At 65.7% G+C, this 23,721-nt stretch carries 25 protein-coding genes; 15 read left to right on the top strand and 10 right to left on the bottom strand.

Going from position 1 to position 23,721, the window contains the following annotated elements; all coding sequences use genetic code 11:
* Positions 1 to 19: 19 nt before the first annotated feature.
* Together ctrA and AC1DT7_RS22885 are read right to left on the bottom strand one after the other, a co-directional pair.
* A complete protein-coding gene (gene ctrA / locus AC1DT7_RS22890; protein ID WP_478038484.1) occupies positions 20 to 727 on the bottom strand; it encodes a response regulator transcription factor CtrA in 708 nt (235 codons plus the stop codon).
* A gap of 174 nt (positions 728 to 901) precedes the next feature.
* The gene (locus AC1DT7_RS22885) at positions 902 to 1,819 is read right to left on the bottom strand and encodes a LysR family transcriptional regulator (protein WP_478038483.1); all 918 of its coding nucleotides are present in this window, start codon (positions 1,817 to 1,819) and stop codon (positions 902 to 904) included.
* Positions 1,820 to 1,948: 129 nt separating this feature from the next.
* Here AC1DT7_RS22885 and AC1DT7_RS22880 point away from each other — a divergent pair, with 129 nt between their 5' ends.
* Both AC1DT7_RS22880 and wrbA read left to right on the top strand, forming a co-directional pair.
* Positions 1,949 to 2,647, top strand: coding sequence for a pirin family protein (locus AC1DT7_RS22880; RefSeq protein WP_478038482.1), 699 nt, complete (start codon positions 1,949 to 1,951; stop codon positions 2,645 to 2,647).
* Between the two features lie 135 nt (positions 2,648 to 2,782).
* Positions 2,783 to 3,385 carry an NAD(P)H:quinone oxidoreductase gene (gene wrbA, locus AC1DT7_RS22875; protein WP_478038481.1) on the top strand — a complete coding sequence of 201 codons (603 nt, stop codon included), beginning with the start codon at positions 2,783 to 2,785 and terminating at the stop codon, positions 3,383 to 3,385.
* Positions 3,386 to 3,505: 120 nt separating this feature from the next.
* Here wrbA and AC1DT7_RS22870 read toward each other — a convergent pair whose 3' ends face one another.
* Positions 3,506 to 4,315 (bottom strand): M15 family metallopeptidase, encoded by an 810-nt coding sequence (locus AC1DT7_RS22870; RefSeq protein ID WP_478038480.1) that lies wholly within the window; start codon positions 4,313 to 4,315, stop codon positions 3,506 to 3,508.
* A 46-nt stretch (positions 4,316 to 4,361) separates the two neighbouring features.
* Between AC1DT7_RS22870 and AC1DT7_RS22865 the strand changes: the two genes are divergently transcribed.
* The 3 genes from AC1DT7_RS22865 to map all read left to right on the top strand — a co-directional run bounded on the left by AC1DT7_RS22865 (position 4,362) and on the right by map (position 6,093).
* On the top strand, positions 4,362 to 5,009 hold the full coding sequence (locus AC1DT7_RS22865) for an RluA family pseudouridine synthase (protein WP_478038479.1): 648 nt from the start codon (positions 4,362 to 4,364) through the stop codon (positions 5,007 to 5,009).
* A gap of 86 nt (positions 5,010 to 5,095) precedes the next feature.
* Positions 5,096 to 5,308: a ParD-like family protein gene (locus AC1DT7_RS22860; protein ID WP_478038478.1), complete on the top strand. Its 213-nt coding sequence runs from the start codon at positions 5,096 to 5,098 to the stop codon at positions 5,306 to 5,308.
* A complete protein-coding gene (map, locus tag AC1DT7_RS22855; RefSeq protein ID WP_478038477.1) occupies positions 5,305 to 6,093 on the top strand; it encodes a type I methionyl aminopeptidase in 789 nt (262 codons plus the stop codon). Before AC1DT7_RS22860 ends, map begins: the two co-directional genes overlap by 4 nt.
* Positions 6,094 to 6,110: 17 nt before the next feature.
* On the opposite strand, the gene arfB is transcribed toward map, so the two are convergent.
* Positions 6,111 to 6,533 (bottom strand): alternative ribosome rescue aminoacyl-tRNA hydrolase ArfB, encoded by a 423-nt coding sequence (arfB, locus tag AC1DT7_RS22850; RefSeq protein WP_478038476.1) that lies wholly within the window; start codon positions 6,531 to 6,533, stop codon positions 6,111 to 6,113.
* A 107-nt stretch (positions 6,534 to 6,640) separates the two neighbouring features.
* Between arfB and AC1DT7_RS22845 the strand changes: the two genes are divergently transcribed.
* On the top strand, positions 6,641 to 7,126 hold the full coding sequence (locus tag AC1DT7_RS22845; RefSeq protein ID WP_478038475.1) for a GAF domain-containing protein: 486 nt from the start codon (positions 6,641 to 6,643) through the stop codon (positions 7,124 to 7,126).
* 101 nt (positions 7,127 to 7,227) lie between these two features.
* Positions 7,228 to 8,220, top strand: a complete 993-nt coding sequence (locus tag AC1DT7_RS22840) for an RcnB family protein (protein WP_478038474.1) — start codon at positions 7,228 to 7,230, stop codon at positions 8,218 to 8,220.
* A 214-nt stretch (positions 8,221 to 8,434) separates the two neighbouring features.
* On the opposite strand, the gene AC1DT7_RS22835 is transcribed toward AC1DT7_RS22840, so the two are convergent.
* Both AC1DT7_RS22835 and AC1DT7_RS22830 read right to left on the bottom strand, forming a co-directional pair.
* Positions 8,435 to 9,721 carry a M20/M25/M40 family metallo-hydrolase gene (locus AC1DT7_RS22835; protein WP_478038490.1) on the bottom strand — a complete coding sequence of 429 codons (1,287 nt, stop codon included), beginning with the start codon at positions 9,719 to 9,721 and terminating at the stop codon, positions 8,435 to 8,437.
* 159 nt (positions 9,722 to 9,880) lie between these two features.
* Entirely contained in the window at positions 9,881 to 10,336 is a 456-nt protein-coding gene (locus AC1DT7_RS22830) for a universal stress protein (protein ID WP_478038473.1), read from the bottom strand.
* 133 nt (positions 10,337 to 10,469) lie between these two features.
* Between AC1DT7_RS22830 and AC1DT7_RS22825 the strand changes: the two genes are divergently transcribed.
* From AC1DT7_RS22825 to AC1DT7_RS22810, 4 genes are all read left to right on the top strand, one after another.
* Positions 10,470 to 11,771 (top strand): pyruvate dehydrogenase complex dihydrolipoamide acetyltransferase, encoded by a 1,302-nt coding sequence (locus AC1DT7_RS22825; RefSeq protein WP_478038472.1) that lies wholly within the window; start codon positions 10,470 to 10,472, stop codon positions 11,769 to 11,771.
* An 8-nt stretch (positions 11,772 to 11,779) separates the two neighbouring features.
* Positions 11,780 to 12,004: a hypothetical protein gene (locus tag AC1DT7_RS22820; RefSeq protein ID WP_478038471.1), complete on the top strand. Its 225-nt coding sequence runs from the start codon at positions 11,780 to 11,782 to the stop codon at positions 12,002 to 12,004.
* A 150-nt stretch (positions 12,005 to 12,154) separates the two neighbouring features.
* Positions 12,155 to 13,561 (top strand): dihydrolipoyl dehydrogenase, encoded by a 1,407-nt coding sequence (lpdA, locus tag AC1DT7_RS22815; protein WP_478038470.1) that lies wholly within the window; start codon positions 12,155 to 12,157, stop codon positions 13,559 to 13,561.
* A 161-nt stretch (positions 13,562 to 13,722) separates the two neighbouring features.
* Entirely contained in the window at positions 13,723 to 15,135 is a 1,413-nt protein-coding gene (locus AC1DT7_RS22810) for a hypothetical protein (protein WP_478038469.1), read from the top strand.
* Between the two features lie 47 nt (positions 15,136 to 15,182).
* Here AC1DT7_RS22810 and AC1DT7_RS22805 read toward each other — a convergent pair whose 3' ends face one another.
* Complete coding sequence (locus AC1DT7_RS22805; RefSeq protein ID WP_478038468.1) at positions 15,183 to 15,278, bottom strand: hypothetical protein; 96 nt, start codon at positions 15,276 to 15,278, stop codon at positions 15,183 to 15,185.
* Between the two features lie 147 nt (positions 15,279 to 15,425).
* Between AC1DT7_RS22805 and AC1DT7_RS22800 the strand changes: the two genes are divergently transcribed.
* The gene (locus tag AC1DT7_RS22800) at positions 15,426 to 15,770 is read left to right on the top strand and encodes a hypothetical protein (protein WP_478038467.1); all 345 of its coding nucleotides are present in this window, start codon (positions 15,426 to 15,428) and stop codon (positions 15,768 to 15,770) included.
* A 3-nt stretch (positions 15,771 to 15,773) separates the two neighbouring features.
* Here AC1DT7_RS22800 and AC1DT7_RS22795 read toward each other — a convergent pair whose 3' ends face one another.
* The 3 genes from AC1DT7_RS22795 to AC1DT7_RS22785 form a co-directional block, all read right to left on the bottom strand.
* A complete protein-coding gene (locus AC1DT7_RS22795; RefSeq protein ID WP_478038466.1) occupies positions 15,774 to 16,232 on the bottom strand; it encodes a GFA family protein in 459 nt (152 codons plus the stop codon).
* A 234-nt stretch (positions 16,233 to 16,466) separates the two neighbouring features.
* Positions 16,467 to 16,847: a bactofilin family protein gene (locus tag AC1DT7_RS22790; protein ID WP_478038465.1), complete on the bottom strand. Its 381-nt coding sequence runs from the start codon at positions 16,845 to 16,847 to the stop codon at positions 16,467 to 16,469.
* Between the two features lie 164 nt (positions 16,848 to 17,011).
* On the bottom strand, positions 17,012 to 18,163 hold the full coding sequence (locus tag AC1DT7_RS22785; RefSeq protein WP_478038464.1) for a hypothetical protein: 1,152 nt from the start codon (positions 18,161 to 18,163) through the stop codon (positions 17,012 to 17,014).
* A 137-nt stretch (positions 18,164 to 18,300) separates the two neighbouring features.
* Between AC1DT7_RS22785 and AC1DT7_RS22780 the strand changes: the two genes are divergently transcribed.
* From AC1DT7_RS22780 to AC1DT7_RS22770, 3 genes are read left to right on the top strand one after another with little or no spacing between them, the layout of a single operon-like run.
* Positions 18,301 to 21,507, top strand: coding sequence for a bifunctional cytochrome P450/NADPH--P450 reductase (locus AC1DT7_RS22780; protein WP_478038463.1), 3,207 nt, complete (start codon positions 18,301 to 18,303; stop codon positions 21,505 to 21,507).
* Between the two features lie 39 nt (positions 21,508 to 21,546).
* Positions 21,547 to 23,070, top strand: a complete 1,524-nt coding sequence (locus AC1DT7_RS22775) for a WS/DGAT/MGAT family O-acyltransferase (protein WP_478038462.1) — start codon at positions 21,547 to 21,549, stop codon at positions 23,068 to 23,070.
* Positions 23,070 to 23,420: a phasin family protein gene (locus tag AC1DT7_RS22770; RefSeq protein WP_478038461.1), complete on the top strand. Its 351-nt coding sequence runs from the start codon at positions 23,070 to 23,072 to the stop codon at positions 23,418 to 23,420. The genes AC1DT7_RS22775 and AC1DT7_RS22770 overlap by 1 nt, the downstream gene beginning before the upstream one ends.
* Positions 23,421 to 23,721: the final 301 nt, after the last annotated feature.

The following is a 23,721-nucleotide window of genomic DNA, read 5'->3' as shown; positions in this document are numbered from 1 at the left end:
CTCTTTTGGAGCGTGACGATCAGGCTACTTCGGCAACCGGCGTGCCGACCTCGTCCGGCTCGCGCAGCACATAGCCGCGGCCCCAGACGGTTTCGATGTAATTCTCGCCTTCGCAGGCCATGCTCAGCTTCTTGCGGAGCTTGCAGATGAAGACGTCGATGATCTTGAGTTCGGGTTCGTCCATGCCGCCATAGAGGTGGTTCAGGAACATTTCCTTGGTGAGGGTCGTGCCCTTGCGGAGCGAGAGCAGCTCCAGCATCGCATATTCCTTGCCGGTCAGATGGACCCGGCTGCCATCGACCTCGACCGTCTTGGCGTCGAGGTTAACGGCGAGCTTGCCGGTGCGGATGACCGACTGGCTATGGCCCTTGGAACGGCGGACCACGGCGTGGATGCGCGCGGTCAGCTCTTCGCGGTGGAAAGGCTTGGTGACGTAATCGTCGGCGCCGAAGCCGAAGCTGCGCACCTTGGAGTCCATCTCGTTGATGCCCGAGAGGATCAGCACCGGCGTCTGCACCCGTGCGACGCGGAGCCTCTTCAGCACGTCATAGCCGTGCATGTCGGGCAGATTGAGGTCGAGCAGGATGATGTCGTAATCATACAGCTTGCCCAGATCGAGGCCTTCTTCGCCAAGATCGGTCGTATAGACATTGAAGCCTTCGGTGGTGAGCATCAACTCGATCGCCTTGGCGGTCGTCGGCTCGTCTTCGATCAGCAGCACGCGCATCTGGCAGTTCCCCTGTCACTTCGCGGCGCTCGATGCCCCCTACGGCCCGACGCACCCTGCATAAACTATTAACCTGATCAGGAATGAACGCAAAAGGTTAATTCTTCGCTAACCGGCCTGACTCCACGAGTCGTGGGGATTCCCCGGATCAGGAATTACACCTAGAAACCCTTGTCAGGCCGCTTTGGCGGCGTCGGCGGTGCTGTTATTGCGAAATCTCTCGGTAAGGAAACTTATCAAGGCTTCGACCCGGGCAGGGCGCAGATTGCCTGGCGGGGTGAGCAGGTGAAGCGCGATCGGCGGGCTGCGCCAGTCGGTCAGGATCGCCTCCAGCGTGCCCGTTGCCAGGTCGCCGCCGACGATGAAGTCGGGCAGGATGCCGATGCCGAGCCCGGCCCGAAGCGCCGGCAACAGCGCATCGCCGCTGTTCGACCGCAACGGGCCCGCGGGCCGCACCGCGACCTCGGCGCCGCCCGGGCCGATGAAACGCCAGGGCCCGGTGACATTGGTATAGCCGAGACAGGCATGCTCCCCCAGCTGCGCGGCATGGGTCGGCCGGCCGTGCTTTTCGAGATAGGAGGGCGCGGCCACGATGTGGATCGCGATCGGACCCAGGCGCCGCGCGCGCAGCGAGCTGTCGGGCAGGTCGGCGATGCGCAGGGCGACATCGATCCCCTCCGCCACGATATCGACCTTCGCGTCAGACAGATGCAGGTCGATCTCGATGCCGGGATGATTGCCCAGGAATTCGGCGATGGCCGGCGTCAGGCTGACCAGCCCGAGCGTCATCGGTGCGGTGACCCGGATCAGGCCGTGCGGCGCGGTCGCCGCGTCATGCGCCGCCTCTTCGGCCGCCAGCGCTTCCGCCAGGATGCGCGCGGCATGTTCGGCGAGCGACCTGCCGCTTTCGGTCAGGGTCAGTCGCCGCGACGTGCGATGAAACAGCGACTGGCCGAGATGCGCCTCCAGCCGGGTGACGGCTTTCGACACCGTCGCCTTGGACACGCCGATCGCATCCGCCGCACCGCTGAACGATCGGTGCTCGACGACGGAGGCGAAGATTGCCCAGGCTTCGAGATCCGGCAGACGCATCCAGTTCCTCCCCGTTTCCGGGAAGGAACTTAATGTGGGAAACGATCAGTTTCCAGCGTTTCCATTTACGGCGCGATCCCAGCCCCTATCTTGGCGGCAACCACTTCATGCTCTTTAGGGAGACACCCAATGATCGAGAAAAGATCGTTCGAGAGCCTGGGCCATGCCGATCATGGCTGGCTCAATGCGCGGCACCATTTCAGCTTCGCCAATTATTATGACCCTTCCCGCATGGGCTGGGGTGCGATCCGCGTCTGGAACGATGACGAGATCGGGCCCAACTCCGGGTTTCCGGCGCATCCGCACCGGGACATGGAGATCATCACCTATGTCCGCAAAGGCGCCATCACCCACAAGGATTCGATGGGCAATGAAGGCCGTACCGGAGCGGGTGACGTCCAGGTGATGAGCGCCGGCACCGGCGTGCGCCATGCCGAATATAATCTCGAGCCCGAGACGACGACACTGTTCCAGATCTGGATCGAGCCGAAGCGCACGGGCGGCTCGCCGAGCTGGGGCGCCAAGCCCTTCCCGAAGAGCGATCGCAGCGGCAGGTTCGCGGTGCTCGCCAGCGGCTTCGCCGAGGACAAGGACGCCCTGCCGATCCGGGCCGATGCCCGGGTGCTCGGCGCGACGATCAAGGCCGGCGAGACGATCACGCATAGCGTGGGGGAGGGGCGTTACGCCTATCTCGTCCCCGCAACCGGCGCGGTCGAGATCGATGGCCAGCCCTTCAAGGCGCGTGACGGCGCCGCGATCGGCGGCGGCCAGACGGTCGAGATCAAGGCGATCGAGGATACCGAACTGGTGCTCGTCGATTCGGAATAACTTCTAACGCCCCTCCCGCGTGCGGGAGGGGTTGGGGGTGGGCTCGCGCTCTCCTCCAGCGTTGCGGCCGCGGTGGCCGGGCGCCCATCCCCAGCCCCTCCCGCACGCGGGAGGGGAGAAACAAAGGAAGTCACAATGACCAAGGTTCTGGTGCTCTATTATTCGTCCTACGGCCATATCGAGCAGATGGCCGATGCCGTCGCCGAGGGCGCCCGCTCGGCCGGTGCCGAGGTCGACATCCGCCGCGTGCCCGAGACGGCGCCGGCCGAGGTCGTCGCTGCCGCCGGCTTCAAGGCCGACACCGCCCATCCGGTGATCGAGAGCGTCGAGGCGCTCGCCGATTACGACGCGATCATCATCGGTGCGCCGACCCGCTTCGGTCGCATGCCGAGCCAGATGGCGTCGTTCCTCGACCAGGCCGGCGGGCTGTGGTTCCGCGGTGCGCTCAACGGCAAGATCGGCGGCGCCTTTACCTCCACCGCCACCCAGCATGGCGGTCAGGAGACGACGCTCTTCTCGATCATCACCAACCTGCTGCATTTCGGCCTGACCGTGGTCGGCCTGGACTATGGCTTTGCCGGCCAGATGGGCGTGACGGAAGTGCACGGCAACTCGCCCTATGGCGCGACCACCATCGCCGACGGCGACGGCAGCCGCCAGCCGAGCAGCGTCGAACTGGACGGCGCCCGCTATCAGGGCCGTCGTATTGCCGAAGTCGCAGGCAAAGTGTTCGGCTGAACCTTCTGAAGAGCCGGGAATTGGCCGTCGTCACCCTCCGGGTGGCGGCGGCCTTTTCTGTTCGTTGCTCTTCGCTGGAATGAACGGCTGGAGGCGTGTCGACCGAGACAAGGCCTCGCCCTAGAAATACAGCCCAGGCCAGACGAACGGGATCGGCAGCACTCGCGGCGACGGTTTCGCGTGAAGCGTCTGGATCACCGGTCCGGCAATGCCCGGCCTGGCCGGGAATTGCGCGCGGGCGCGGGCGAAGATCGCGCGGGCTCGTGCCGCGCCGGGGGACTGCGCCGTCCGGCCGACCCAGCGCCAGTGCCACGGCTCCCACCCGACATTCTGCTTGTTGCTCGCGGGAAAGGACAGTTCGAAGCCGAAGTCCCGTGCATGCGCGATAAGCCATAGCCCGGCCGGCGTGCTGGCCATGCACCATTCCAGATCCGCACAGCCTGGCGAGGGATGAACCCCGAAGTCGATCGCATAGCCAGTCGCATGCTCGCTATAGCCCGGCGGTCCGACATCGCGCGCGCGCGATGCGGCGTCGCCGCACGCTTCGCGCGCGCGGCAGAACACCGATCGCTGATAGGCGATGGTCCGGTAGCAGGACACGCCCCGGAGTTTGTGGGACACGCCCGGCGTTGCATTGGCGGCGTCGATCAGCGCCGTCAGATCGGCCACCGCCTCTTTCTGCATTTTGCATGCGGCGCCCAGCGCGAAGCCGGGTGACGCAACCGCCACCATCTCGCTCGCCGGGGCCTCCGCATAGGGAAGATGGCCGAACATCCGTCCATCGGCCCCGGTCACGCCGATGCCAGGCACCATGACGGGGGTCGCGACTGCCGGCGTTCCGGTGCTCTGGGCCTGGGCGAGAACGGGCATCGTGCCGAGGCACGCGGCCGATATCAGCGCCAGGATCGCGTGCTTCATGGTCGGCTTCACGGGGGTTCCTCTGGCATGCGGCCGCGCGGAGTGGCAAGGGCATGAAATGCTCCTTGATAAAGTCCTGTTCCTCGACGGCGAGGCACTCGTGATCGACAAGCCCGCGGGCCTGCCGGTCGATCGGCCCCGCGATGGATCGCTCAGCCTCGAAAACCATCTCGAGGCGCTCGCCTTCGGCTTCCGCCGCTGGCCCCAGGCGGTGCACCGGCTCGACCGTGACACGTCGGGCTGCCTGCTGCTCTCGCGCAACCCCAAGGCCCATGCCCGTTTCCATCATGCGTTCGAGGCGGGCATCGTCGAGAAGCGCTATCTTGCGGTGCTCGAAGGCGTGGTCGAGGGCGAGAGCGGCCTGATCGATCTCGCGCTGTCCAAGGTGAGCACGGCGGAGACCGGCTGGCGCATGCAAGGCGATCCAACGGGCAAGCCGTCGCGCACCGCCTGGCGCGTGCTCGCGGTGAAGGACGGGCGCAGCTTCGTCGAATTTCGCCCCGAGACCGGCCGTACCCACCAGATCCGGGTCCATGCCGCCGAGGCGCTCGGTGCGCCCGTGGTTGGCGATCCGGTCTATGGCGACGGCAAGGGCGAGAGCCTGCTCCATGCCGCGTCGCTGACGGTCCCGCGTGTCGGCAAGGACCCGATCAAGGCCGAGGCGCCCCTGCCGGAGCGGTTTCTTAAGGCGGGCTTCAGCCTCTAGCCTCGGGCCATTCCACACGGCCGCGGCCTGGGCTTGTCAGTCAATCTCCATATACGATACATATACGAATCATATATGGAGATTCTATGGGCCTGGTGAACATCGACGACGAGCTGCACGATCAGGTGCGCAAGGCGAGCACGGTGTCGTTGCGATCGATCAACGCGCAGGCGACGTTCTGGATCAGGATCGGCATGCTGTGCGAAACCAATCCCACGCTGAGTTTCAGCGAGATCATGTCGCGTGAGCTTGATGCCGCGGGCGTCTCGGCCCGGCCTCTGAGGGTGGATGCCGCATGACGAAGCGGCCGGAAGAGATCGAACTCCTGTCTGAATCGGGTCGCCTGCTTGCCTCGGTCTTCCAGTTTCTCGACGGCCTGTCCCTGGCTGGCATGTCGACGCTCGAGGTCAACGATGCGGTGGAAAGGCTGATCGTCGAGGAGCTGAAGGCGCGGCCTGCCAGCAAGGGGCAATATGGCTATGAGTTCACCCTGAACGCGTCCATCAATCAGGTCGTCTGCCACGGCGTTCCGTCGCCGGACGATGTCCTTCGGGAAGGGGATATCGTCAACTTCGACATCACCCTGGAAAAGAACGGATATATCGCGGATTCGAGCAAGACCTATCTTGTCGGGACCGTGAAGCCTGCTGCGGCGCGATTGGTTCGCGTGACCTATGAGGCATTGTGGATGGGCATCGGCGCGGTGCGGGCGGGGGCGCGGCTTGGCGATATCGGCTGGGCGATCGAGCGTCACGCCAAGCGCAACGGCTATTCGGTCGTTCGCGAATATTGCGGTCACGGTATCGGCCGCGAAATGCATGAGGAACCGCAGATCCTGCATTTCGGCAAACCGGGCACGGGCCTCGTGCTGCGCGAGGGCATGGTCTTCACGATCGAGCCGATGCTCAACCAGGGGCGGCGGGGCGTGCAGACCGAAGACGATGGTTGGACGGTCGTCACCAGGGACGGATCGCTGTCGGCGCAGTTCGAGCACACGGTGGCTGTCACTGCGACGGGCGTGAAGGTTCTGACGCTGCGTTCCGATGAAGCCGCCATGGCCCCAAAGCTCAAGCTGGGGGCCTGAGCCGACCGGGCGTCTCGCTAGTCGATCGGCCTGCCCCGCAGCGACTTGACCGTCGATCTCTTGGCCTTGCCCTCCATGCGTCGCGCCTTGGCTGCCTTGGAGGGCTTGGTGGGGCGGCGCTTCTTCGGCACGATCGTCGCCTCGCGGATCATCTCGATCAGGCGTTCGCGCACTTCCTGCCGGTTCAGCAGCTGGGATCGAGCGCCCTCGCTCCGCAGGACCAGAACCCCTTCGCGCGTCATCCGGGAACCGGCGAGCACCGCCAGCCGGTTCTTCACCGCGACGGGAAGGCCGGGGGAGGCGCCGACGTCGAAGCGCAGCAGCACGGCCGAATCCGTCGTGTTGACATGCTGTCCGCCCGGGCCGCCCGCACGGGTGAAGGACTCTTCCAGCTCATCGCTGTCGATCGAGATCGATCGGGTGACGGGAATGGCAACCATGGCCCATCGGTTAGGCGATTCCGTTCGCCGGGCCAATCCGATGCGCGAAGCGGCTTGCGCGGCGCCCCGGCCAGCCTCATCTCGCGCGGGCAGACAAAGGAAGACGCGTGTACCAGTTCGACATCACCAGCGGTTCGAAGGCCGAGCTTTACCGGGACCTCGAAGCAGCGCTCGGCGCGCTCACCGCCGACGAGCCCGATGCCATCGCCAATATGGCGAACGCGGCGGCGCTGATCTGGCAATATCTGCCCGATCTCAACTGGGCCGGGTTCTACCGCCTGGTCGGAAGTGAACTCGTACTCGGGCCGTTCCAGGGCAAGCCGGCCTGCATCCGCATCGCGATCGGGACCGGGGTGTGCGGGGCCGCGGCCGCCAGCCTCGAGACCCAGCTTGTCGAGGACGTCTTTGCCTTTCCCGGGCATATCGCGTGCGACGCGGAGAGCCGGTCGGAACTGGTCGTGCCGATCGTCCATGACGGCCGGCTGATCGGCGTGCTCGATCTCGACAGCCCGGAGGCCGCGCGGTTCGATGCCGAGGATGCGGCCGGCTGCGAGGCGCTGGTCCGGCTGCTGGCGCCGCGTATCGCTAGCTGATCCGTTTCGGGACAGCACTCGGACTCGCGCGAAACCGGGGAATTTGGTAGCGAAACCGTTAATCATCGGGCGTTGTCGCGCCCTTACGGGAGTTGTTTACCATGCGGACCCTCACGATCGCTGGACTTGCAATGGTTACCGCGATCACCGCGACTCCGGCGGTCGCGCAACGCGCCGGTGCCCAGGGCTGGCAGGGGCGCGGTATGGCGCCCGCCGCCGGCATGCCGGGCCCGAACGCGGCGCCCGGCGTCACCTGGAACCGGCCGGGCACGCCGATCAACGCCACGCCGCTGATCCGTTCCAATCCGCAGATATTCCCGTCCGGCCAGCGCAACTGGTCGAACCGTCCGAACGCGGGTGGCATGCAGAACCGCCCGCATATGGGCGGCAACCACAACGTCCGGCCGCTTCCGGGCTATCGCCCGATCCAGCCCGGCGCGCGCCAGAGCCGCTGGGGCGGTTCGGTCGGCGGTCGCTGGTATGGTGGCAGCAACGCGCCCGGCGGCTGGAAGGCCTATCGCCACCCCGTGCGCGGCTGGAGCCTGCCGCGCTACTGGATCGCGCCGAGCTTCTTCATCAGCGATTATGGCCTTTACGGTCTCTCGACACCGCCGGGTGGTTATAACTGGACCCGTTATTACGACGATGCGGTGCTGACCGATTCCTATGGCCGGGTGTATGATTCGGTTAGCGGGATCGACTGGGATTCCGATGGTGACGGCTATGGCGACAGCTACGGCATGGACGGCGACTATGGCTATGACGACCGGGGCGGGCCCGGCTATGGCGATAGCTATGCACCGCCGCCCCCGCCGCCGGTGCAGTACACCCAGGCTCCGCCGCCACCCATGGTGCAGGGTGGCTATACCCAGACCTGGTCGAGCGGGGGCTATGCCGGTTCGGGCGGCTATGCCAGCGGCGGCTATTGGTATCCGCCGGCGACCACGACGACCGTAACCATCCAGTCTGCCCCGGTCGTGACGACCACGACCACCGAATATGTCGAAACCAGCTACCGGTCGGCAAGGCGGGTCTACAAGGCACCGAAGCGTGTCTGGCGCCCAAAGACGAAGGTGCGTTGCGCCTGTAACTGAGGGCGATCCGATCACCCCTCCCGGCAACGGGAGGACGGGGCCCGCGCCGCGCGCGGGGAGTGAGGGCGGGCCGGGGGGACCCGCCCTCCTCTGATTCCAGGGGTAGGTGATGCTAGAGCGGTTTTCGATCCGATTGCATCGGATCGCCCGCTCCAGATATCTGTTTTAACGCGATTTCGAGTCAGCAGGTGATTCCACCTGCTTCGAAATCGCTCTAGGGGCCGGCGAAGGTGACCAGGCTCTCCGCGCCATCTGGCCCGAGTGAGGATACGCCGACGAAATTGTCGTCCACCGGCACGCTCTTCAACACCTCTGTCACCGCGCCCGCCGGGAGGTCGACCGATTTCTGCCAGTCCTGCGCGTCGTTGCGGCGCCAGTGGATGCGATAGCCGGTCGCCCCCTCGACCGGCTGCCACGCGACCGTCGTGTCATAGCCGAGCGCGCCCGATATCTTGACGCCGGACGGTGCGGCCGGCGCGGCGGCGAGCCGGCGGATCGTCGCGACATTGATCGCGGTCACCTTGGCGAGATAGCCGAAGTCCATCTTGTCGGCGGTGTCGCCATAGGCGACGCCTTTCTCGGTCCGCACATCCTGGTGCTGGCCCTTCCAATTCTCCGCCGCGACGGTGAAGCGGACCGCCGGATAGCCGAGCGCGAGGAAGGGGCTATGGTCGCCGCCGCGGCCGAACCGGTCGGGCCGCCGGTCGAGGAACACGTCGATACCGTCCTTGATCGTACCGGCGACGCCATCGACCGCCTTGGCCAGCGCACGCGACGGGCCGTCATCCTCGCCGCCATTCTGACGGCGTTTCTGCAGGGTCGCCAGATCCTCCGCCGAACCGATGCCTTCGGAAAAGACGCGGATCCGGTCGGCGACCCGCACCCCATCCTCGCCGATGGTGTTGCCGACGATGTCGTTGTTGAGCATCGCCGAGACGGTCCAGTTCTTCTGCTTCGCCGTCTCGGCCAGCAAGGTGGCGCCCCACAATCCCTGCTCCTCGCCCGAGAACAGCGCATAGACGATCGTCGCGCGGAATTTCTGCTTCGACAGAATCCGCGCCGCCTCTAGCACGAGCGCGACGCCCGATGCGTTGTCGTTCGCGCCCGGCGCGTCGCTCGTTACGTTCATCACATCGGTAACGCGGCTGTCGATATGCGCGCCGATGATGATCACGCGGTGCTTCTCGGTTCCCTCCTGGAAACCGAGCACGTCGACGATCTCCACCCCGTTCGGTGCGCGCGGCCCGACAAAAGTGCGCGCGATGTTGGCGCTGGTGATGCATCCGGCGCACGCATCCGAAATCCGGGTCAGCTCTCCTGCGACCCATCCGCGTGCAGCGCCTATGCCCCGTACCGGATCAGTGGTGACGGACAGGCTGTGCCGTGTGCCGAAGCCGACCAGCTTCTCGACCGTCGCCTTCAGCCTGGCGGGGTCGGGTGTATCCTGCGCAGCAGCAGGAGTGGCGAGGACAAGGGCGGCGAGGGGGATGAGGCGGTGCATTGCCGGATGGTGGCGGGGAGAGCGCTTTGCTTCAACCCCATTTGTCATGCCAATTCCGTCATGCCGGACTTGTTTCCGGCATCCATGCCTCCGGAAGCCCGCCATCGTTGCGTATACGGAACGATGGGCCCCGGAACAAGTCCGGGTGACGACCGGGGTCTAGCTCAGGCGGTCGATCGCCTCGCGGGTCAGCGACCCCGGAACGATCATCAGCGGAATCGGCAGGCCCCCCGCATCGGCCCCGGCGAAATGCGCGACCAGTGGTCCGGGCGCGCCGCTTGCGGCGGCGCCGAGCACCAGTGCCGCGATGTCGGGATTCTCCGCGATCATCTCGCGGATGATCTTCGGCCCCTCGCCCTGCCGGACGGTGATCGATGGCCGAAGCCCCGATTCCTCCAGCAACGTCCCCGCCGCGCCGGCGACCAGCGCCTCGGCATGGACTCGCGCCTCATCCTCTATCGTCGCCTGCACGCCGCCGAATGCGACGAACTCCGGTGGTGCGATCAAGGTAAGGATCTCGACCCCGCCGCCGGTCTTCACCGCGCGCCGTGCCGCGAAGCGCAGCGCGATCTCGCTTTCGGGATTCTCGTCGATCACGACCAGGTAGATACGCATTGATTTCCCCTCTGTTGCTAGTTGGGCCGGGCGCCAGTTTTGCGCAAGGGTGGCGCGTACCGGTCTTGACCCCGCCCGCGTCGGGCGCGAAGGGAACGGGCCGCTACGGATTCGGTTAGAGGAAAGCCTCCCCATGTCGATCGAGATCAAAATGCCCGCGTTGTCGCCTACCATGGAGGAGGGCACGCTGGCGAAGTGGCTCGTGAAGGAAGGCGACATCGTCAAGTCGGGCGACCTGATGGCCGAGATCGAGACCGACAAGGCAACCATGGAATTCGAGGCCGTCGACGAAGGCGTGATCGGCAAGATCCTGGTCGCCGAGGGTACCGACAATGTGAAGGTCGGCACCGTCATCGCCACGCTGCTCGAAGATGGTGAGAGCGCCGACTCGGCGCCCGCCCCCAAGGTCGCCGCGCCGAAGGAAGAAAAGGCGGAGGCGCCCAAGCAGGAAGCGCCTGCCGCAGCGGCTCCCGCCGCAGAGGCACCCAAGCCGGCCACGACCGGCGCACCGGCGTCGGGTGACCGCGTCAAGGCGAGCCCGCTCGCCCGCCGCATCGCCGCCGAAAAGGGCGTCGAACTCTCCGCGCTTTCCGGTTCCGGCCCGAACGGCCGTATCGTCAGGGCCGATGTCGAAGGCGCCAAGCCGGGCGCAGCGCCCGCCACTGCCGCCGCTCCGGCGCCTGCGGCTGAAGCAGCCGCACCGGCCGCTGCTCCAGCGCCCGCCAAGCCCGCGGTCATCCCGGACATCCCGCACACCGCCGAAAAGCTGTCGAACATCCGCAAGACGATCGCGCGTCGATTGACCGAATCGAAGCAGACGGTGCCGCACATCTACCTCACGGTGGATGTCCGCCTGGACAAGCTGCTGAAGCTGCGCAGCGATTTCAACGCGGCGCTCGAATCGCGCGGCGTGAAGCTCTCGGTCAACGACCTGCTGATCAAGGCATTGGGTGTCAGCCTGATGCAGGTGCCGAAGTGCAACGTGATGTTCACGCCGGACCAGCTCGTCACCTTCCAGCGCGCCGACATCTCGGTCGCCGTCTCGACGCCGTCGGGCCTCATCACCCCGATCATCGCCGAGGCCGACAGCAAGGGCCTCGCCGCCATCTCGGAGCAGATGAAGGATCTCGCTGCCCGCGCCCGCGACAACAAGCTGAAGCCCGAGGAATATCAGGGCGGCACCGCCAGCCTGTCCAATATGGGCATGTTCGGCATCAAGCAGTTCGAAGCGGTGATCAACCCGCCCCAGGGCATGATCATGGCGATCGGCGCTGGCGAGAAGCGTCCCTGGATCATCGACGATGCGCTCGGCATCGCGACGGTCATGTCGGCGACCGGCAGCTTCGATCACCGCGCGATCGACGGCGCCGATGGTGCTCAGCTGATGCAGGCATTCAAGGCGCTGGTGGAGAACCCGCTGGGCATGGTGGCGTGAGGGGGGCAGTGAAGCGCACCCTCTACGAACTGCTTCACATCGCCGCGGGCGTGGTCGGCACGGCGCTGCTCGCCTCGGCTGCCGCCTGGGGCGTGCCGGGAGCTCGATACGACATCTGGCTCGTCGCCTATATCGCGATGGCGGTGGTCGCCTTCATGGGCATAAGACCATTGCGCCTCGCCTGGCGCGCCGACCGGGAGGCGAAACGCGGCCGGTCCCGCACTGATGGCTGAACAACGACATACTGACGAATCCGGATGGCGTGCTTACGTCGATCCTCGTTGCGCTTGAAGGGGACGAAGCCGGCATCGAGCCGGTTTCGTCTCCGACCCCTCTCCCCAGCCCTCCCCCGCAAGGGGGGAGGGAGAAGAAGGACCTGATACGTGGCTGACACCTTCGACCTCATCATCCTCGGTTCCGGCCCCGGCGGTTATGTCGCGGCGATCCGCGCGGCGCAGCTCGGGCTCAAGACCGCGATCGTCGAGCGCGAGCGGCTCGGCGGCATCTGTCTCAACTGGGGCTGTATCCCGACAAAGGCGCTGCTGCGCACGTCGGAAATCTATCATTACATGACCCACGCCGCCGATTACGGCCTGTCGGTCGAGAAGCCCGGCTATGATCTCACCAAGATCGTCGAGCGCTCGCGCAAGGTTGCCGGCACGCTCAACGCCGGCGTGAAGGGCCTGATGAAGAAGAACAAGGTGACGGTGTACGAAGGCACCGGCACCATCACCGGCGCCGGTAAGGGTGGGGGTAAGCTCAGCGTCAAGCAGGGCGACAAGACGACCGAGCTCGAAGCGAAGAACATCATCGTGGCGACCGGCGCCCGGGCCCGCGACCTGCCGTTCGCCAAGGCCGACGGCAAGCGCATCTGGACCTATCGCCACGCCATGGTGCCGGAAGAGATGCCGACCAAGCTCCTCGTCATCGGCTCGGGCGCGATCGGCGTCGAGTTCGCCAGCTTCTACAACGATATGGGCGCCGACGTGACCATCGTCGAGATGCTGCCGCGCATCCTCCCCGTCGAGGATGAGGAAGTCTCCGCCTTCATGGAGAAGGCGCTGACCAAGCAGAAGATCAAGATCGTGACCGGCGCCGGCATCGAGGGCCTCACGCCGACCGCCAAGGGTGTGACCGCCAAGATCAAGGGTAAGGACGGCACCGTCACCACCGAAGAGTTCAGCCACGCCATCGTCGCGATCGGCATCGTGCCCAATACCGAGAATATCGGGCTGGAAGCACTCGGCGTGAAGACGGACCGCGGCCACATCGTCACGGATGGCTATGCCCGCACCAATGTCGAGGGCATCTACGCGATCGGCGACGTCACCGGCCCGCCCTGGCTGGCGCACAAGGCGAGCCATGAAGGCGTCGTCTGCGTCGAGGCGATCGCCGGCGAGAAGCCGCATCCGTTCGAGACCTGGAATATCCCGGGCTGCACCTATTCGCGGCCCCAGGTCGCTTCGGTCGGGTTCACCGAAGCCAAGGCCAAGGAAGCCGGCCATGACGTGAAGGTCGGCAAATTCCCCTTCATCGGCAACGGCAAGGCGATCGCGCTGGGCGAGGCCGAGGGGTTCGTGAAGACGGTGTTCGACGCCAAGACCGGCGAGCTGCTCGGCGCGCACATGGTCGGCGCCGAGGTGACCGAACTGATCCAGGGCTATGTCATCGCCCGCCAGCTCGAAACGACCGAGGCCGAGCTGATGGAGACGGTATTCGCCCATCCGACGCTCAGCGAAATGATGCACGAAAGCGTCCTGGGTGCCTATGGGAAGGCCCTGCACATCTAAGACGTTGCGCGCGGACTTCGTATCTTCGTCATGCCCGCCCTCTCGACAAGCTCGAGACAGGCTTGTTCCGGCCTCAATGTTTCCGCAGGGTGTGCAGGTGCTGCTCTTGCAGCCCGGCGGGACTCGGGACGAACGGTGGTTGATTGACGCATGACGACGAAATGACCACGCCTGTCCGGGCCGCGACGACCGTCGCAGCCGGGGCGGCCTTGCTCTGCCTCGTCGCACTCGCCTTATGGTGGCCGGGCATCGTCGAGTATGACTCGGTCGAGCAATATAAGCAGGCCCTGAGCGGGATCTATCTCGACTGGCATCCGCCGGCGATGGCGCGGCTCTGGGCGGTGCTCCACCCGCTAGCGCCCGGCGCCGTGCCGATGTTCGTGGCGCAGGTCATGCTCTACTGGTTCGGCCTGGGTCTGCTCGCGGCGGCGTTGGCGCGGTCGGGCAGGGTGCGGGCCGGCGCGGCGATCATTGCCATCGGCGCGCTGCCGTTCTTCGCCGGATGGCAGGCAGCGGTGCTGAAGGACACGCAGATGCTCGGCGCGATACTCGCCGCGGTCGGCCTTATCGGCTGGTGGCGCCTGGCGGGGAAGCGGCTGCCGATCCCGGCCGTCATCGCGGTCGTCCTGCTGCTGGCCTATGCGATGCTGGTCCGCGCCAATGCGGTCTTTGCGGTGGTGCCGCTGGTCGTGATGCTCGCGCCCTGGCCGATGCGCGTCTGGCAGCGCGGCCTTGCGATTGTCGCCGGGGTTCTACTCGTGCTGCTCGCGATGCCGCCGATCAACCATGGTCTGCTCGGTGCAAGCGAGACCGGGGTCACCCGCACCCTGCCGATCTTCGACCTTGCCGGTATCACGCATTTCTCCGGCACCGCCGACGCTCTCCCGCAGGCCGACCGCGCGCTGATCGCCCGGCGGCATTGCTATCAGCCCTATTTCTGGGATCCGCTCGGCGATAACGATCGCTGCGGCAGTGTCGCCCAGCGGCTCGACCTGCTTCCTGCCAGAACGCTCATCACCCTGTGGGTCGGATCGATCCTCCACCACCCGATCGCCTATTTCGAACATCGACTCGCGCATCTCAATTCGACGTATCGCCTGCTCGTCCCCTTTGGCCGGCCCGACGCCGCACCGCCCCGATGGTCCGAGCCGAATCAAATCGGCCTCGGCTCGCCCGGCCCGGCTGCTTCGGCCATCGCGCGTGCAGGAGGCTGGCTCGTCGAAACACCGCTCGGGTGGCCGATCGCCTGGATCGTCGTCGCCATGACCGGCCTGTGCATCGCTCTCGGCCGGCCGAGGAGCGCGTCACGCGATCTTGCGCTGGCGCTCGCCGTGTCGGCGCTGGCGCTGGAGGCGAGCTTCGCGGTGGTGAGCATCGCCTCTGACCTGCGCTACCATCTCTGGCCGATGATGGCGGCGGCGCTGATGGCGGTGCTGCTCGCTGCCGAGCGCCCGTTGCCAAGGCGGGCTTTGCTGGCCGGATGTCTCGTGTTGCTGCTGGTTTCGGGCGCCGGCATAGCCGCGCGCCTGTCGCTGCCGCAGAGCCCCGGCACCTATCGAGGCATGCTCGGCTGATCGAGCCGGCGCCAACCCTGCGCGATTTCCGGTGCCTCGGGGATGCTTCAGTTCACGCCTTTGCTGACCTCGAAGCCCGCCTTGCGCATCTGAACGAGCACGCTTTCTGCGCCGACGAGATGATACAGGCCGACAACGACCATCGTCGGCTTCGGATCGAGCTATTTGAGCTCTGGCGCGCAGTCGCGAATGGCTGGCCGATAGAGACGCGCAGACGGGAGACGCGCAGACGGGGATGGGACCCGATACCGGTCTTGCACGTTGAGGCTCTTCCTCGAAGAGTAGCCCGGATGTCGCACGACAGCATGATCGTTACCTGCAGCGGGCCAGACAGCCCGCATGCGTTCGACATCGTTCCGCTTCAGCCGCGGAACGGCACGCTCGATGCGCTGTGTCCGGTCTGTGAGGGACATGGGCAATGGAACAGCGAGATCGATCTCGTCAGCTTCCGCTGCAAACGAACGATCTGCGGCCATTGCCTTGGCGCGGGCTGGGTGGAGACGGGAATCGACCCGGTCGCCCTGCCCGATATCGAGATGACGCCCGAGGGCTATCCGCAATGGACCACCCGCTTCGTGCCGAGGGAAGACATGGACGAGCAGGATATCGACCGCGCCCCGCTGATCGCCCCCTGAGCTTCAGCCGCGACCCGCGGCATATTCGGCGAGAAGCTTCGGAAAGTCAGTCATCTCTGGAAATGCCTCATAGCTGTACGTTGCGGCCGTCGTTGCCCAGGACAGGGCCTCGCTGCGATAGGTTTCGATGAACGGCGCGGACCAGCTCGTATCGTCCAGCATCGTCGCGCGCACATTGACGAAGCCCATCTCTGGCGGAAGGCGGGTGAACACCCAGCTCTTGCACCAGTCGCAATGCTGGTGGTTGATCTGGTCGCCGCGCAGCCCGCCGGTCACCGGTTCTCCCTGGATCACCGCGAACCCGTCGGCGGGGACCGCGACGCTTAGCGAATAGGCGCTGGCGCTCATCTTCTGGCAACCGGTGCAATGGCAGGCCATGGTCAGCATCGGTGCCTGGCTGATCCGGAAGCGCAGCTTCCCGCAGCGGCAGCCGCCTTCCATGGGCAGGGGCATGTCGGCCATTCTCATTCTCCCGTTCGACCTGGACTCCGCTGTCCTGCCATGGGCGCAATCGTGATGACAGAGGGAAGGACGATTGGGGGGAAGCGGCATGCCGTTCGCGACTTTTTGTGGCCCACCGTCGCGCCGATGGCGATGTGGATCGCCTTCGCGATCGCGTCCGCCCGGTATGGCGACGCGATGGGGAATATCGGGATGTGAGGGCAGGGCGGCCCGTCGAGCCGCCCTGCGAGAAGGTCAGGCCGCTTCTTCGTTCGAGCTGACCAGGCTGATGTCCGGTGACGTCGTGTGCGCCACCCGGCCCCGCGAATCGGCGGAAAGATGCTTCAGGCGGCCATCGATCGACGCGCCATTCTCGATCGAGATGGTCTCATATTCGACATCGCCGGCAATGCGCGCCGCGCGCTCGACCGTCAGCTGACGGACCGAGACAGCACCCTCGATCGATCCCGCGAGGCGGGCGACATCGGCCCTGACCGATCCCGTGATCCGGCTATCGGTACCCTGAACGACACTGCTGCAGGTCACGTCGCCGTCGATACGGCCGTCGATATGCAGATCGGCCGTGGCGGAAATGTTGCCGGTGATGACGACATCCGGCCCGATGACCGAGAACATGCCGCGCTTTCCGCCAGGCTGAGACGCCGGCGCTGGAGGCAGTGAGGTACCGGGTTCGCGACCACCCTTGTTGAATATCGCCATTCGCTTGAGTCCCCGCTTTCGAATCGTACGAATCGACCAGATACCTAGCATAAGTTACGGTTTTGCCGCAGCTTCGATCGTCAGAAAGCGCGCGCCATGACGGGATTGTCGTTCGCCGCCGGCTTGAGCAGGGGGGCGGCCAGGCGGATGGTCGCAGCGATCATCGCGATGGCACCGATCATGACCAGGTCACCCCGGTTGATGAAATAGCCGGCCATCGCCAGCAATGACCCGGCCTGCACCAGCAGGGCGATCGTCCAGCTCCTTTTGTCGCGATAGGTCAGGGCGAGTATGAGCGAGATGACGTCCGCCAGGAAGAAATAGCGTTCGTGCATGCGCGGCAGCAGGCCCGCCGTGAGCAGCGGCGCCAGCAGCGCGGCCGACAACAGGGTCCGCTGGTCGAGGGCTCGGACGGAAAAGCGCGCGAGATAGGCGGCTATGGCCCCGATCGCCGCCGCGGTGGCCAGGCCCCCGAGCGGAAGCCCCAGCGGCACGATCTGGACGATCACCCAGATATTGGGCGCGTTCAGCGACAGTGCCGTGAATGTCTCCGCCTGGTTGAAATAGACCGTCGCCAGCGAGCTTGCCGGCCAGCCGATTGCCCAGGCCGGCAGCATCATGACGGCGAACACGGCCGGGGCGATCGGCCAGAGGGCGAGCGGCACACGGCGGTTGATAAGGAGGGCGAGGAAGAAGGGGGCGACAAGGGCGGCCTGCGCCTTGAACGCGAGTCCGATGCCGCACCACACCAGCATCGCGACATGGCGGCGCTCGATCGCGGCGGCCAGCGCCATCACGCATGGTGCCGCCCACATCGCGTCGCACTGGCCGAGCAAACCGGCGTTAAGCAATGCGGTCGGCATGGCGAAGACCAGCGCCGCGCCACGATCGGGTTCGGGCGCCTTCAGCCGAACCAGTAAATGCCGCACCGCCAGCGCGAGCGCCACCGTTCCGGCGACCGACAACAGCTTGATCAATATCATCGGCGGCGCCACCCCGTCGAACAGGGTCGTCACTGACAAAAGGTAGAGATAGGGCGGCGTATAGTTGGAAAAGGGCCCGGCAAAGGCCGCGATACGCCCGGTGGCGACGATATGGTCGAACCAGGGAATCAGATAATCGACCATGTCGTTGGTCACGCCCGACATCGATGCCGCCAGCATTGCCAGGGCTGCGCCTATCGACAGGGCGACCGGTGGCAGCGGTTGTACGGGTGGGCGCGTGCTGATCATTCCTCTTCCATGCCGCTCCCGGCGTTGAAGCCGGGTTAAGATGGGCACGGATGCAACGCCTGTTGCGCGCCGCGCCTTGCTGTGTTCCATTGCCGCCCAACGACAAGCGCCCCGGCACACGGGGGAAAGGTGGGAGGATGGCGACAGCTGCGGTCGAACGGCCCGTGATTCCGTCGCCACCCGGCCTGCCTGTCGTCGGGCATCTTCACCAGATCGCGCGGGCCGGGCTGATCGGCCATCTGCTCGCCGTCAGCCGTGATTTCCCCGAAGGTATCTTCAAGCTGAAATTCGGCAGCCGCATCGGGCTGTTCGTCACCGCACCCGATCTCGTTGCCGAGCTGTGCGACGAGACGCGCTTCCGCAAGATGCCCGGGCCGGGCCTGCGCGTGGTGCGGAAATTCGCCGGGGACGGCCTGTTCACCGCGTTCAGCGAGGAACCGAATTGGGGCAAGGCGCACCGCATCCTGCTCCCGGCCTTCAGCCAGCGCGCGATGCGTGGCTATTTCGACATGATGCTGGAGGTGGCGGACCAGCTCGTCGGCAAATGGTCGCGCCTTTCCGGCACCGATGTGCTCGTCGCTGACGACATGACCCGCTTCACGCTGGATTCGATTGCGGTCGCTGGCTTTGGCCACCGCTTCAACAGCTTCGAGAAGGAGGAACTGGACAGCTTCCTCGAAGCGCTCGGCCGGGCGCTGGGCGAATCGCTCAACATGATCACCCGGCTGCCGATCCAGCAGCGCTTCGCGAAGAAGGCGATGCGGCAATATGAGGCGGACATCGCCGAGATGAACGCCCTGGTCGATGGCATCATCGCCGAGCGGCGCCAGCATCCCAATGACGGCCCAAAGGAAGGGAGGGACCTGCTCAACCTGATGCTGAGCGCGGTCGACCCGGAAACGGACGAGGGGCTCGACGACATCAATATCCGCTATCAGGTGCTGACCTTCCTGATTGCCGGGCATGAGACGACCTCGGGCCTGCTCACTTTCTCGCAGCATCTGCTGCTGCGCCATCCGCATGTGCTCGCCCAGGCCTATGCCGAGGTCGACCGAGTCCTGCCCGGCGACAAGCGTCCCGATTATACCGATGTGGTGAAGCTCGAGGTGATCGAGCGCATCCTGAAAGAGGCGATGCGCCTCTGGCCGACCGCCCCTGCCTTCAGCGTCGCGCCGTTCGAAGACACGGTGATCGGCGGCAAATGGCATCTGCGCAAGGATCGCCCGGTCAATGTCTTCTCGCCGGGCCTTCATCGCGACCCCGGCGTCTGGACCGATCCAGAAGAGTTCGACATCGACCGGTGGCTGCCCGAAGCGGAGGCGGCGCGGCACCCGCATGCGTACAAGCCGTTCGGCAATGGCGAGCGTGCCTGTATCGGTCGCCAGTTCGCCATGGTCGAAGCCAAGCTCGCGCTGGCGATGCTGTTGCAGAAATTCGCGATCAGCGACCCGCATTCCTACAAGCTGCGCATCAAGGAGACGCTGTCGATCAAGCCGGACGAATTCTACATGCGTGTCCGTCTGCGCGCGCCGCACGAGCGGTTGAGCGTCGCGCCGGTCGAGGAGCGGGTGGAAGAAACGCCCGTCGTTTCGGTCTCCGGCACCGGGCAGCGGTTTGCGGTGATCTATGGGTCGAGCCTCGGCACCGCGCGCGACATCGCGGAAGAGATCGCCGAGCGCGCCAATCTCGATGGGTTCGAGACGATCGTCCGGTCGATGGACGAAAGCTTCAAAGGTGGCGCCGCGCCCGAGGACAAGGTGATTGTCGTCGTCACCGCCACCTATAATGGCCGCGCGCCCGATACGGCGCTGGCGGTCGAAAAGGCGCTCGACGGCGGCGCGTTCGAGGGCGCCGACTGGACCGGCGCGCGCTTCGCGGTGCTCGGCATCGGCAATAGCCAATGGCCCAATTACCAGATCTTCCCCAAGCGGATCGATGCCGCGATCGAAGCGACCGGTGCGACCCGGCTGCTGCCCCGCGCCGAGGCGGACGGGCAGGGCGATTTCGATGGCGCCGTCGCCGGCTTCGTGCGCGACCTGTGGAAAGCGCTGGGCAGCGACGCCACACCGAGCGAGTCCGTCTCGACCCTGTCTCTCCAGCCGATCGACACCTCCGCTGCCCGCGCTGCTGCCTTGCCGGAACATGCGCAGCAACTCGAGATCGTCGGCAATGACGAGATGATCCGGCCCGCGGATGGCCTGTGGGATTTCGCCAAGGAGCCGCCGCGTCCCTCGACCCGCTTCATCCGCATCCGGCTGCCGCAGGGCCAGCACTACCACACCGGCGACCATATCGCCGTCTATGCGCATAACCGGCCTGATCTGGTCGAGCGGGCGATCGACCGGCTCGGCCTGAAGGGCTCGGCCCAGTTGCGCGTTGACGGGCAGGGCGGCCGCTTCCGTCACCTGCCGCTTGGCCAGACGGTGACGGTGCGGCAGTTGCTCACCGATTTCGTCGAGCTGTCCGATCCGCTGCCCAGGCGCGCGCTTGCGGTGATCGCGGCGCAGACGCGCTGTCCCAACACGAAGCGCGAGCTTGTCCGGCTCGAAGAGGTCTTCGACGCCGAGGTCGCCGGCAAGCGCCTCAGCCTGCTCGATCTGCTCGACCAGCATCCTGCCGCCGAACTATCGCTCGACTCGTTGGTCGAACTTTCGGCTGCGATCTCGCCGCGCTTCTATTCGATCGCGTCGAGCCCGCTCGTCTCACCGGAGGTGGCGGAGCTGATTGTGGGCACCATGGCTGCGCCTGCCTGGTCGGGCCTTGGCGAGCATCGCGGTTTCGCCTCGGGGTATATGCAGGGCGTGGCGCCGGGCGATCAGGTGTTCGGCTATGTCCGCCGGCCCAATCCGCCGTTCGCGCCACCCGCCGACCCGAGCGTGCCGATGATCCTGATCGGCCCCGGCACCGGCTTCGCGCCGCTGCGCGGCTTCATCCAGGAGCGCGCCGCGCAGAAGGCGGCGGGCGAGCATGTCGCGACCAGCCTGCTGTTTTTCGGCTGCCGCCATCCCGATCATGACTGGTTCTGCCGCGACGAGATCGAGGGCTGGGCGCGCGACGGGGTGATCGCTCCCTATCTCGCCTTCTCTGCGGTCGAGAGCCACCCTTGGACATTCGTGCAGGACGCGCTGTGGGCCGAGCAGGAGCGTGTGTGGGCCGCGCTCGGCGCCGGCGCGCAGATCTTCCTGTGCGGCGAGGGCCGCTTCATGGCGCCGGCCGTGCGCGACACGCTGATCCGGATCCAGATGCAGCAGACCGGCGACGAGCATGCGCAAGGGTCGGAATGGCTCGAGGAACTGATCGAGGACGGACGTTTCCACCAGGACGTGTTCGGCTTCGGGAAATAACAATCCTCCCCGGCATGGGGACGAACAGGGAGGGACGAGATGCTCCAACTGTCGGGCCAGGATGCCTCGTTCGTCTATCTGGAGACGCCGCACACGCCGATGCATATCGGCTCGGTCGCGATCTACGATCCCTCCACCGCGCCGGGGGGATTCGTCCGCTTCAAGGATATCCTCAACTTCATCGGCTCCCGCCTCTCCGGCGCGCGCAGCTTCCGCCAGCGCCTGGTGCGCGTGCCGTTCGATCTCGACCATCCTTATTGGATCGAGGATCCCGAGTTCGACCTGGAATTCCATGTGCGCCACATCGCGCTGCCAAAGCCGGGCGACTGGCGCCAGCTCTGCATCCAGGTCGCGCGGCTCCATTCGCGTCCGATGGACCTCAACAAGCCGCTGTGGGAGTTCACCGTGATCGAGGGGCTCGACAATGTCGAAGGCCTGCCGCCCGGCTGCTTCGCTTTGGTATCGAAGGTCCATCACGCCGCGGTCGACGGCATGTCGGGCGTCGAGATGTCCACCGCCGTCCATGATCTCGACGCGAGCATGACGCCGCCCGAGAAGACGGACGAATGGAAGCCCGAGCATATGCCCAATGTGGCGGATCTGCTCACCCGCAGCTATTTCAATTCGCTGCGCCAGCCGATGCGCGTGGTCGAGACGATCGGCCGCTCGCTTCCCGGCATGGCCAAGTTGGCCGCGACGGTCGGCAAGGGCGAGGTCAGCCTGTCGAATACGAAGATGGCGCCCAAGACCCGCTTCAACGGCAAGGTCTCGCCCCACCGTGTGTTCGATGCGGTGCCGTTCAGGCTCGCCGATATCCGCGCGATGAAGAACGCGGTGCCCGATGCGACGGTCAACGACGTGATCCTCGCGATCGTCGGCGGCGGGCTGCGCACCTATCTCGAGGACAAGAACGAACTGCCGAAGGAATCGCTGACCGCGATGGCGCCGATCTCGGTGCGCGGCGAGGGCGAGAAGGCGGCGCTCGGCAATCTCGTCTCGGCGATGGTCATCCCGCTCGGCACGCATATCGCCGATCCGCTCGAACGGCTGAAATATGTCCATGACGAGGCGGTCAATTCCAAGGCGATGACCAATGCGGTCGGCGCGCGCAGCCTCGCCGATTACAGCCAGCTCATCCCCTCGGGCCTCGCCGGTCTCGCCGCGCGGCTCTATACCCGCGTCGGTGCCGCCAACACCCACGCACCGATATTCAACACGGTCGTCACCAATGTGCCCGGCCCGCGCGTGCCGCTTTATTTCTGCGGCGCGAAGATGCTGGCGAGCTACGGCACCGCGCCGGTGTTCGATTCCATGGGCCTGATCAACCCGGTCTATTCCTATGGCGACACCATCGCGATCTCCTTCACCGCCGACCGCGACATGATGCCGGATCCCCAAAAATACGCGGCTGCGCTCCAATCAGCGTTTGATGCGTTGAAAGCGGTGACACTCGGCGGATCGGAACCAGCAAGACCCAAAGCCGCGCCGAGGCCAAGGGCGGCAGCGAAACCTAAACCCAAACCGGCGGCGAAGCCGGCACCTCGCAGGAAAGGAGCAGCATGATGGCCGACAAGAAGAGCACGACCGAGAAAGTGAAGGATACGATCAACGAGAAGATCGTCGATCCAGCGAAGAAAGCCGGGGAGGCAATGAAGGCTTCAGGCGCCAAGGTCGCCGAGGGCGGCTCGACCGTCAGCATGAAACTGATCGACCAGGCGGAGAACAATGCCCGCCAGGCCTTTGCCGCGATGCGCGCCGCGGCGGCGGCCAAGGACCTGTCCGAGGTGATGAAGGTGCAGGGCGATTATCTGCGCGACCAGGGCAGCCGCAGCATGAGCCAAGCGCGCGAGATCGGCGAACTGATCATGCAGATCGGTCGAGAGGCGGTTCAGCCGCTGAAGGGCAAGGACTGACAATCCCCCGGAACGGGAAGGGGGGCCAGCGAAGCTGGTGGAGGGGGCTTCCACAGGCGGTACGCTTGTGGAAGCCCCCCTCCACCACCCGCCTGAAGAAGGCGGGCGGTCCCCCTCCCCGTACCGGCAGGGCTATCGCATTTGAGCGAGAAGCGATGAGAGGTATCCATTGCTCCAGCCAGCGCGTTTGATTTTGGCGCGGATGGAGAGTTTGGCAGGATCGTGCTGGAGCAGGTTGAGGGCGAGCCGGCGTAGCAGGGCAAGGTTTTCGGCGCAGTGGTCGGATCGAGTGTGGATGCGA

The organism is Sphingomonas sp. P3_C6, assembly GCF_056402595.1.
Note: the sequence above shows the minus strand (reverse complement) of the source record. Positions and strands in the feature narration are given on the sequence as shown.